At 40.0% G+C, this 11,522-nt stretch carries 9 protein-coding genes; 2 read left to right on the forward strand and 7 right to left on the reverse strand.

Translation table 11 applies throughout. From position 1 onward, the window contains the following. Positions 1-10: 10 nt before the first annotated feature. Positions 11-604, reverse strand: a complete 594-nt coding sequence (locus tag ABD006_RS01525; RefSeq protein WP_343836774.1) for a class I SAM-dependent methyltransferase — start codon at positions 602-604, stop codon at positions 11-13. A 167-nt stretch (positions 605-771) separates the two neighbouring features. Between ABD006_RS01525 and ABD006_RS01530 the strand changes: the two genes are divergently transcribed. After that, positions 772-1,491: a phosphoadenylyl-sulfate reductase gene (locus ABD006_RS01530; protein WP_343836776.1), complete on the forward strand. Its 720-nt coding sequence runs from the start codon at positions 772-774 to the stop codon at positions 1,489-1,491. Between the two features lie 119 nt (positions 1,492-1,610). Here ABD006_RS01530 and ABD006_RS01535 read toward each other — a convergent pair whose 3' ends face one another. Together ABD006_RS01535 and ABD006_RS01540 are read right to left on the reverse strand one after the other, a co-directional pair. Continuing rightward, a complete protein-coding gene (locus tag ABD006_RS01535; protein ID WP_343836779.1) occupies positions 1,611-3,791 on the reverse strand; it encodes a DNA topoisomerase III in 2,181 nt (726 codons plus the stop codon). Between the two features lie 212 nt (positions 3,792-4,003). Next, a complete protein-coding gene (locus tag ABD006_RS01540) occupies positions 4,004-5,677 on the reverse strand; it encodes a peptide ABC transporter substrate-binding protein (protein WP_343836781.1) in 1,674 nt (557 codons plus the stop codon). 329 nt (positions 5,678-6,006) lie between these two features. Between ABD006_RS01540 and ABD006_RS01545 the strand changes: the two genes are divergently transcribed. Further along, entirely contained in the window at positions 6,007-6,471 is a 465-nt protein-coding gene (locus ABD006_RS01545) for a coiled-coil domain-containing 22 family protein (RefSeq protein ID WP_343836783.1), read from the forward strand. A gap of 47 nt (positions 6,472-6,518) precedes the next feature. Here the strand turns inward: ABD006_RS01545 and ABD006_RS01550 are convergent, their stop codons facing one another. The 4 genes from ABD006_RS01550 to mce form a co-directional block, all read right to left on the reverse strand. After that, complete coding sequence (locus tag ABD006_RS01550) at positions 6,519-7,769, reverse strand: DNA polymerase IV (protein WP_343836786.1); 1,251 nt, start codon at positions 7,767-7,769, stop codon at positions 6,519-6,521. A gap of 130 nt (positions 7,770-7,899) precedes the next feature. Beyond that, positions 7,900-9,024, reverse strand: a complete 1,125-nt coding sequence (locus tag ABD006_RS01555) for a M20/M25/M40 family metallo-hydrolase (RefSeq protein WP_343836788.1) — start codon at positions 9,022-9,024, stop codon at positions 7,900-7,902. A 122-nt stretch (positions 9,025-9,146) separates the two neighbouring features. After that, the gene (locus tag ABD006_RS01560) at positions 9,147-10,688 is read right to left on the reverse strand and encodes an acyl-CoA carboxylase subunit beta (RefSeq protein WP_343836790.1); all 1,542 of its coding nucleotides are present in this window, start codon (positions 10,686-10,688) and stop codon (positions 9,147-9,149) included. After that, entirely contained in the window at positions 10,688-11,512 is an 825-nt protein-coding gene (gene mce / locus ABD006_RS01565) for a methylmalonyl-CoA epimerase (RefSeq protein WP_343836793.1), read from the reverse strand. Before mce ends, ABD006_RS01560 begins: the two co-directional genes overlap by 1 nt. Positions 11,513-11,522: the final 10 nt, after the last annotated feature.

The raw sequence follows: 11,522 nt of genomic DNA on the forward strand, positions 1-11,522 counted from the left end.
GTGCTTTTGTTTATTTATCGTTTAAGCAGGTTATGGTTAAAAACAACCCTTTATAATATTCCTGAACGTTTTTGATTGTTACGTCATACGTTTTAATCATGCCTAACGTATCACGGTCCAGATGACAACCGTCACATACCTTTTTCCAAATGGGGGTAAGGACCTCCTGAGCTTTTGCCAGGCCAGGCTGGTCTAATTTTACATGCTCCAAGAACAGAAGCGCGGCTCCAGGTTTACTTACCCTCAGGATTTCCTTCATTGCCTGGTGAGGATCAGGTATCGTACAAAATACAAGGGTTGCCACAACTGTATCAAAGCTGTTATCCGAAAAAGGAAGCTGTTCTGCACTGGATGTAAAGGTTGTTATTGCTGCGTTCGATTTCATCAGATTTTTTTGTGACCGTTCAATCATGCGGGGGTTCGGTTCAATGGCATCAACACGGTCAGCATTTTTATAATAAGGGAAATTTACGCCGGTCCCAAAACCAATTTCCAACACTCTACCTGTTGCTTGGGAAAGTAAATTTCTTCTTATCCTCTTAAATCTTCTTTTTTCCAGGGGTTTCATGGCAAAATCATAAAACGTTGGAAACCATTTTCCCATCACGAATCACTCCAGACATTAATCTTCTAATAACTGATTATACCATGAATGATATATTTAATTATTGATTATGACCTGTAATCTGATTACTTCATTTGACAGAATATTAGAGGAAAAGATATTCTTTATAGAAGGATACTACCGTTATTTTCATGAGAGGTGTAAATGTGCTACAGTCTAAATATTTATCTTATGATTCACTTACAGATTCAGACTATCAGCAGCTCCATAATTCCTTAAACGGGAAAACAGCGACTGAGGTTATTCGTTGGGGTTATGATATGTTTGGTGATGACTTAATTTATTCCTGCAGTTTTGGTGCGGAATCTATGGTTCTTATAGATATGATTTATCAGATAAAGCCTGATGCTAAGCTTGTATTTTTAGATACAGACTTTCATTTTAAGGAAACCTATCAATTAATAGATGAAGTAAAAAAGAAATATCCAAAGCTGACGATTGAATTCGTAAAACCTCGATTAACACCTGAAGAGCAAGCTGAGAAGCATGGGGACAGACTCTGGGAAAAGAACCCGGATTTATGCTGTCAAATTCGGAAAATTGATCCTCTAAAGGATGTGTTATCCAATACCAGGGCATGGATCTCTGGATTACGAAGGGATCAGTCTCCTTTACGTGCAAATACTAATTTTGTGAATAAAGACGATAAATTTCAATCCATTAAATTGTGTCCCCTTATCCATTGGACCTGGGATGAAATCTGGGATTATATTAAATCCAACGGCGTCCCCTACAATGAACTGCATGATCAGAATTATCCAAGCATTGGCTGTACATATTGCACCTCCCCAACTAAAAATGGCGCAGACTCCAGGGAAGGCAGATGGGCCGGCCTGAACAAAACCGAATGCGGCCTGCATTTTTAACAGAAAAGCGGAGGCGACTGTTCAGGTCATGCGCGGGATAAGACGAAGACTGGCCGAATAGATTTAAAACATAAAACACCTCTAAATTGCTTCTTTGCAATTTAGAGGTGTTTTATCATCTACTCTTTTTTCAGTTTTGCTAAAGCTTCCGCTAATGCCGGATTGGTAAATTCGTCATTTTGCTGTTTTTTCATATATTTCTGTACATCTTTTTTCGATGCTTTATTTTGCTTTTCTTTTCTCTTTCTCTCGTTAAACGTTGAAAGCTTTTCACGATGACCGCATTTACATACAAAGATCTGTCCTTCTCCTTCACCACGAAGTTCCAGTTTTTTATGACAGTTCGGGCATCTTGCATTGGTCTGTTTCGCAATATTTTTTTTATGACCGCATGAACGATCCTGGCAGACGAGCATTCTACCCTTTTTCGTATTGACTTCAAGCATTTGCTTACCACAATCAGGACACTTGGTTCCTGTTATATTGTGGTGCTTATACTTGGCATCACTGTTTTTTATTTCCTTTACAACCGATGCCGCATAGTCCTTCATATCTTTAATAAATTCCTGCTTATTAAGTTTTCCTTTTTCAATTGCAGACAGCTTCTGTTCCCACTCAGCGGTTAATGCCGGAGAGCGTAAATCAGAAGGAACCAGATCTAATAGCTGCTTTCCTTTAGCTGTTAAAGTAATGTATTTTCCTTTTTTCTCGATATAGTAGTTGTTAAATAGCTTTTCAATAATGTCCGCGCGGGTGGCTACTGTTCCCAGTCCGCCGGTTTGATTCATGGTCTTTGCTAATTTCTCGTCCTTCTGCTCCATAAATTTCACGGGATTTTCCATAGCCTGAAGCAGACTTCCTTCTGTAAAGTGCTCAGGAGGCTTTGTTTCACCAGTCGTCTGATGAATCGTAATGTTTTTGATGTGATCGCCTTGTTTAAGCTCAGGGATGTGTTGTTCGAACTGTTCATCACGATCATCCTGCTGATTTTGATAAATGTTCTTCCAACCTGATTTTTTTATCGACTTTCCTTTGGCCACAAATGTTTCATTTCCGATTTTCGCCGTTATCGTCCGCTGTTCATATTCAAATGGATCGGACAGAACAGCTAAGAATCTTTTGACAACCAGGTCATAGATTTTCCGTTCGTTAGAATTTAAATCACTCAGATGCACTCGCTGCTCGGTAGGAATAATCGCATGGTGATCGGACACCTTTCGATCATCCACAAAGTGCTTATTTGGTTTAATATTCTTTTGTAAAAGCTGATTGACAATCGTTTTATATTCATCCACACTGCATGCCTTAATTCGATCTTTTAAGGTAGGAACGATATCTGTGGATAGGTGCCTGGAATCGGTTCTTGGATAAGTTAACACTTTATGCTGCTCATAAAGCTTTTGCATGGCAGATAAGGTTTCCTTACCAGAAAATCCAAATATACGGTTCGCATCCCTTTGAAGCTCTGTTAAATCATACAGCTGTGGAGCAAAGCTTTTCTTCTGTTTTGTTTCGACGTTTGTGATGTCGGCAGGCTGATGGTCTACTTTCTCCATCAATTTATCGGCTGTCTCTCTTGAAAAAATGCGAGAGTTATTAGATTTATGATCCTGCCATGTAAATGTTATTCCTTTAGGTGAAGAAGCCTGTATTCCATAGAAAGTACGGGGCTTAAACTGCTTAATTTCCTCTTCCCTTTTGGCAATCATCGCTAAAGTCGGCGTCTGAACACGTCCACTGGATAGCTGGGCGTTAAATTTTGTTGTTAACGCACGTGTCGCATTTAATCCTACATACCAATCTGCTTCTGCCCTGGCCTGAGCGGATGCATATAAATTTTCATATTGTCTGCCGTTTTTTAAATTTTTGAATCCATCACGAATGGCTTTATCAGTAACTGATGAGATCCATAACCGTTTGATTGGCTTTTTTACCCGTGCCTTCTCAATAATCCAGCGGGCCACCAGTTCTCCTTCCCTGCCAGCATCCGTTGCAATGACAATATCATTTACATCCTTACGATTTAATTGCTGTTTCACTGTACTGAATTGTTTTCCTGTCTTTTTCATAACCACAAGCTTCAGACGATTTGGAAGCATAGGAAGATCCTCCATTTTCCACTCCTTATACTTGTCATCGTACACAGCAGGATCTGCCAGTGTAACCAAGTGCCCCAGTGCCCAGGTTACTATATATTTAGTACCTTCAAAGAAGCCGTTTCCTTTTTTCTTACAATTTAAAACTCTTGCAATATCCCGTCCTACTGAAGGTTTTTCCGCTAAAACTACTGTTTTGCTCATATTAACATTCCTCTCATTCATACCATTCAATCTCAACATTATTGCCTATTCTTTATAGTTTATCAGTCAACAAACAAGCTGTCTATTTGGGATACTCCATACTTGTTCTTTCATTCACAAATCTGCTACTTTAAACCTTCCTGGACAGCAAAAAGACCGTATCCCATCATAATGAGATACAGCCTTTTATCAGTTGAAATCATATATTTAGATTACTCTGCTGAACCAACGTTTGCATACTTATACTCATACGTAGCACCAAATGGATTTACGTATACTCCTTCTACTCTTGGAGAAACCAGCTGTGCTCTTGATGCCTGATAAATAGGTGCAATCGCAGCATCTTCAAATAGAACCTTTTCTGCTTCCAGGAAGTTTTCGTAACGGGCAACATTATCCTGAGCATATTTGGTGCCTGTTTCTTTTACCAACTGGTCATATTCAGGGTTGGAGTAACCCATGTTGTTATTTCCACTCTCTGTTGTCCATAGATTCATATACGTATAAGGATCAAGGAAATCCGGTCCCCATCTGGATACCTGAACTTCATAATTCATATTCGTATCAAGATCAAGACGCTGTTCTTTCGGTACACGTTTTAAATCAATGGTAAGTCCAGGCAGATTTTCTTCCAGCTGGTTCGCAATGTACTCTACCATTAATTTTGTTGTCTCATCATCATCAGTCAGGAGTTCCAGCTCAATTTCTTCTTTACCTAGTTCATCCAATCCTTGATTCCATAATTCTTTCGCTTTTTCCACATCGTAGGTAACAAGGTCTCCATTTGCTGCACGGAAATCTTCTCCTGTTTCAGGAAGTGGCGTGAAATCAGCAGGAACAAGGCCATTGGCAACGATAGACCCATTATTTAAAATTTCATCAACCAAAGCCTGTTTATTAAATGCTCTGCTCATCGCAGCACGAATATTGCGATTGGCCAGCACATCGTTCGCTTTTTGATTGAACTTAATAAAATAAACAAAGGTATCAGGCGTCACCTTATAATCGTCATGAGATTGATATTGATCCACCAGAGATGAAGTTAAGTCGATTCGGTCAACATTTCCCTGTTCATATAAATTTACACCTGTTTGTGGATCCTTTACGACTTCAAAGGTTAACTTATCCATTTTAACGGCTTCTTTATCCCAATAGTTTTCATTTTTTACAAGATCCCATGATGTACTTGTGCTTTCCCAGTTTGCCATCTTGTATGGCCCATTGGACAGTAATGAATCTGCGCTTAATGCAAAATCTTCTCCCTGTTCTTCAACAAAGGATTGATTTAAAGGGAAAAACGTACCGAATGTTGTTAAAGATTCAAAGTATGGAGTTGGATTTTCTAATTCAACAACGAGCGTATAATCATCTTTTGCAGAAACACCAAGATCTTCTACAGGGAGGTCTCCACTGCTTACAGCGGTTGCATTTTTAATAACCCCATTCATCATATACGGGCCATACTCAGAACCTGTATCCGGATTAACAGCTCTTCTCCATGAAAAAACAAAATCATGTGCGGTTACAGAATCTCCATTTGACCATTTCGCATCCTCACGTAATGTGAATGTCCAGGTCTTCCCATCTTTACTTACTTTGTGTTCCTTGGCAATTCCCGGTTCGGTTTCTCCATCTTCACCTAAGCGATACAAACCTTCCATTGTAGCCGATAAGTTATTAAATGAGGCCTCATCTGTAGTAATCGATGGATCCATGGAAGCGATCGCTACATTTGTTGTGAAATTAAGTACTTGTCCCTCATCACTATCAGAAGAACTTTCAGAATCTGTAGTTCCAGCCTCCTCTGTGTTTTCGTCAGAACAAGCTGCGACTACACTCAAAAATAGACCAAGCAAAAGCAACAGCAGCCAATTTTTTCTCTTCATGTCTTTTTACCCCCTGTTTGTCAAAACTGATCAATAGTCAGTAAATTTTAATAATTATCACTAATAAAAATTTACTGAATGAAGGTATTATACTTGAACATTACGAAAATTGTAAAGATTATTTAATAAATTAATCCTTTTGAACTATTGAGAAAATAGACGTTAATACCTACCTTCCTTTACTTCAATAAGGATTGAGAAAATATTGGGTAAAAAAGACCTTCATATTCCTATTCAACAGGGTGACTTCTTACATAAGAATTGTCATTTTTTGTTTAAAAATAGGTATCGGGGAAAAACTGGATATAAAGGTAATAGGAGGTGGATTTATGAATAAAGTATTGTACATCACAGGAACACTTCTGCTTCTTGCTGCTATCCTTGTCGGCTTTTCCACAAGTGGGAACGAGCAGCCAAGTCAGACGGGTGATCACCAGATGGAAACAGAAGACACAGAAGCTGTTGGGGTAGCGAATGAAGAGGAAAGAAACTTAGTCACTCATTTAGATACGGTGCTCACTTCTGTAGATGAGTTAGAGAAAGTCATTGAGGAAACACCAGATGAGGTAAGGACAATCAATGAAAAAGGAGAAGTTCTCGAAAAAAATTGGGATGAGATTGAAAAACAGGTGGAAGAGCTGGATCCTGATGCTTATGCAAACATCGAGAGAAGCCTATATCCATTAATGGCTGAGGCCCAAAAAGAAAATCCTGATATTGAGAAGATGAAATCCTTAAGTGAAGAAGTTACCGAGAAGTTAGAAGACTTTAAACAACAAGTATCGAATCAATAACGAAACAGAACCCCAATTGGTATATGGTTTATAACCAGCATGGGGTTCTACTTATGCTTAAAATCATCTAAAAAATCCTTCTGAAAGCTAGTAGAAATAGACTGCCTGTTATCATTAGCCATGGTTTTCTTAAACACATCTTTTCCATATTTCTCTGATAAATCGTCCACAACCTGATACAGCTTTTCATTTTTTGCCTCGTTTTCATAGGTAAATAAATCGAGCTGCTTTGTGATTTCATCCTTCTCGGTCAGCTGCTGGGCAGTAACTCCTAACAAACGAATAGGTGAACCATTCCAGTTGGCATAAAAAAGCTCGGAGGAAATACTAAAGATTTCATCCTTTAATTCAACATAATCATGGAGCTGTTGACTGCGGGTGATGGTCTTCCTGTCATGGTAACGTATCATCACCTGTATATTTTCTGAAACCACAGATTTCCGCTGCATACGTTCAGAGACTTTTTCAGACAAGGAATATAAAAGACGATCAATTTCCCGTTCATCAGTCGTATCATGGGGAAGCGTCTGTGAATTTCCTATACTTTTAAAAATACTGACTGCATCAGGATCAACTGGAGTTGGGTCATAGCCATTGGCCCGATTTTTCAATCTTTCTCCATTGACCCCTAATAATGTTTTCAGCTGATAGACATCATAGGCAGCCAAGTCACCAATCGTATTAATCTTTAAATTTTGCAGCTTTACAGCGGTTTTCTTTCCTACCCCATACATCTCTTCAATCGGTAAAGGCCATAATTTTTCTTCCAGTTCCCGTTTTCTGAGAACGGTTATTCCCATTGGCTTTTTCATATCGGAGGCCATTTTAGCGAGAAACTTATTGGGAGCAATTCCAATACTGCAGGGCAAATCCAGCTCATCTTTGATTTTCATTTGTATCCGTTCGGCAATTTCCAAAGGTGTTCCCAAATCAGCACATTCCGTAATATCCATGTAACCCTCATCAATGGATACAGGCTGGATATAAGGTGTGATGTCAGCCAAAATAGCAAACATATTGCGTGATGCTTCACGGTAGCGGTCAAAGTTCGGTGTTTTTACAATTAATTCCGGGCATAATTCCTTTGCCTGCCATAAAGGCATTGTTGTTTTGACTCCTTTTGCTCTTGCCTCATAACTGCTGGTTACAATAATCCCTTTTCGATGCTCGGGGTTACCGGCTATCGCTAAAGGCTTTCCCTTAAGATCAGGATTGTAAGCCGCTTCAACTGAGGCATAAAAGCTGTTCATATCCACATGAAAAATAATTCGACCCTTCGTAGGGAAGCGATTTGACATCCTAACACCTGCTTACAAAACATTTGTTCTTTGTTCATTATAACATATTTTTTTTCAGGTTTAATTTGGTCAAACCACAAAAAACAAGTACATGACCAGAATGTCACATACTTGTTTTTTATACAGTCAATTATTTTGCAGCTTCTTCTATAATCGCCGCGACCAGTTCTGCAGCATTGACCAATTCGCTGACCGGCATGCGTTCATCTGTTGTATGAATTTCTTCATAACCAACAGCAAGGTTTACTGTAGGAATCCCATATCCTGAGATAACATTGGCATCACTTCCACCGCCACTTTTACGGGGAGTACTTGAACGACCAATTTTTTCGGCAGCACTTTTCACCACTTGAACAATCTGATCGTCTTCTTTATGCTTGAATCCCGGGTAAGCGACTTTTACTTCGACTTCTGCTTTTCCACCCATTTTTTCTGCCGTTTCTTCAAAAGCCGTTTTCATTTTCTCGACCTGTTCTTCCATTTTTTCTTTTTGAAGAGAGCGAGCCTCTGCGGAAATAGCTACATGGTCTGCAACAACATTCGTAGCCCCGCCGCCTTCAAATCGGCCAATATTAGCAGTTGTTTCCTCATCAATTCGGCCAAGAGGCATTTTGGCAATAGCCTTTGCAGCAATGGTGATAGCCGAAACTCCCTTTTCAGGTGCCACACCAGCATGAGCCTTTTTGCCAATAATGTCTGCATTAACCTTCGCCTGGGTCGGCGCAGCTATGACAACATCCCCTACCTGACCATCACTGTCAAGAGCGTACCCATATTTGGCTTTGACTAGTGAAGAATCCAAAGCTTTAGATCCCACTAATCCCGATTCCTCTCCTACTGTAATGACAAATTGGATATCTCCATGTTCAATGTTATTTTCTTTTATATTGCGAATGGCTTCAAACATCACTGCAAGCCCTGTTTTATCATCCGCTCCCAGGACAGTGGTTCCATCAGATACGATATACCCATCCTTGACAGAAGGTTTCACGCCTTTACCTGGGGCAACAGTATCCATATGTGAAGTGAAATAAATCGGTTCCGCTTCAGGCTTGGTACCTTTTAATGTACATATTAAATTATTTGAACCAAAACCTGTTTTTTCCTTTGCCTGATCTTCAGTGATTTCCAGGCCTAAATCTGAAAATTTCTTTTTTAATATATTGGAAATCTCTTCTTCGTGCTTAGTCTCAGAGTCGATTTGGACAAGCTCCAAAAACTCATTCAAAATCCGTTCCTGATCGACTGCTGTCATTTTGTTTTCCTCCTTAGGTAATCCCATTCCTGTTAAATAGTATTTGTAATTTAGTCCTTATCACTCTTTACTTTGCGTGATTAAGAATATATAAAATGAACGAATAAGTCAATTCATACCACTTATAATGGCATATTTCCATGTTTTTTCTTCGGTCTTTCCTCCGTTTTATTCTTTAACATGTCCAATGACTTAATCAGCGCTTGTCTTGTTTCTCTTGGTTCAATGACATCATCGACCATACCAAGCCCGGCTGCAACATAAGGATTGGCAAATTTCGCCCTGTATTCTGCAATTTTTGCCTGTCGTGTCGCCTCAGGGTCATCACTCTCTTTTATTTCTTTGGCAAAAATAATGTTAGCCGCGCCATCCGGTCCCATAACAGCAATCTCAGCGTTCGGCCATGCAAACACTAAATCCGCACCAATCGATTTACTATTTAAAGCTACATATGCCCCTCCATATGCTTTACGTGTGATAATCGTGATTTTTGGTACAGTCGCCTCTGAATACGCATACAAAATTTTAGCCCCATGTCGAATGATGCCTCCATGCTCCTGCTTAATTCCCGGGAAAAATCCGGTGACATCTTCAAACGTAATCAAAGGGATGTTAAAGGCATCACACATCCGGATAAATCTTGAAGCTTTGTCACTTGAGTCAATATCCAAACCACCAGCCATAAATTTAGGTTGATTGCAAACTAAACCAACAGGCTTTCCTTTCACCCTTGCAAATCCTACTACAATATTTTTGGCAAACTCCGGGTGAATCTCAAAAAAGGAATCCTGATCCACTACTTCTTCTACAATCGTTCGTACATCATATGGACGTACAGGATCAAAAGGAATTTTTTCATTAAGATCAGGTAAATCTTCCTCCTGGTCATCTACTTCTTTAACTGGAGGTTTTTCCTGATAATTAGATGGTAAGTAACTCATGAGCTTACGAACGCAATCGAGGGCCTCTTCTTCATTTTCAGCCTTTAAATGAGCATTTCCACTCTTTGTATTATGAACCTTAGCTCCCCCTAAATCCTCGGAGCTGATTTGTTCGCCTGTTACAGTTTCAATTACCTTTGGTCCCGTAATAAACATTTTTGAGGTTTTTTCCACCATAATGACAAAATCGGTAATGGCCGGGGAATAAACAGCTCCTCCCGCACTAGGACCCATAATGACAGAAATCTGCGGAATGACGCCGGAGTATATAGAATTTCGGTAAAAAACATGACCATATCCATCTAAGGATGCGACGCCTTCCTGAATTCTGGCACCACCTGAATCATTCAGACCTATAAAAGGGGTTCCATTTTTAGCGGCTAAATCCATGACAGCCGCAATCTTTTTCCCGTGCATTTCTCCAAGAGCCCCGCCATATACCGTGAAATCCTGGGCAAATAAATAGACATCACGCCCGTCGATTTTACCAAAACCAGTTACGACGCCTTCACCAGGTGCATCTTTCATGCCGAAATCACTTGTACGTGGTTCCATAAAAGGATTAAGCTCGACAAATGAGCCCTCATCCAGTAGGTAATCAATCCGTTCTCGTGCTGTCAATTTCCCCTTGTCCCGCTGTTTCTGAATTTTTTCATCACCCCCGCCAAGCTCAACTGATCGCCGTTTATCATAGAGTTCATTGATTTTATCAAAGATATCCATTACGAGTCCCCCTTGTGATTGCAAAGTTCGTATAATACGCCATTAGCTGCTTTCGGGTGAAGAAAGGCAATCTCTGCTCCATTCGCTCCCTTTTTGGGTTCCTCATTGATTAAAGGAATATTTTGATTACGGTAATGCTGTAAACGCTCACTTAAATCAGTTACCTCAAGAGCTATATGATGAATACCTTCCCCTTTTTTCTCAATAAATGAATGAATAGGAGAGGCATCCGATAAAGGTTCCAATAGTTCTATTGAGGTTTCCCCGATTTTAAAAAAGGCAACTTTTACACCTTCTGATGGAACCTTCTCAACACCGTGCAATTTCAAGCCTAAAACCTGATCATAAAAGGGCATCGTTTTCTCCAGGCTTTTTACCGCAATTCCGATATGAGAGATCTTCTCAGGAGGCTCCGTTCCCTTCATATCTTGCGGCGTAACCAGCTGCTTTATATAATTTGCAATATATTCCGTCGGTGTTCCCGGGGTAAATACCTTTTGAACCCCTTTTTCTTCTAAAAAAGGAATATCTTCTGCAGGAATAACACCACCGCCAATGACAGGTATATCCTCAGCCTGTCTTTCCTTTAATTGCTCGACTACTTTAGGAAACAACGACCGGTGGGCTCCTGACAGTGAGGAAAGACCCACAACATCTGCATCCTCCTGTACAGCAGCCTGTGCAATTTGTGCAGGTGACTGTCGCAGTCCTGTATAAATCACTTCCATCCCATGGTCACGTAAAACCTGCGCAATAATCAGTGCTCCCCGGTCATGTCCATCCAGGCCCGGTTTTGCAATCAGTGCGCGAATTTTTTTAGTCATGTGTATATCT

It is taken from the genome of Salinibacillus aidingensis (genome assembly GCF_039522525.1).
Lineage (GTDB): Bacteria > Bacillota > Bacilli > Bacillales > Alkalibacillaceae > Salinibacillus > Salinibacillus aidingensis.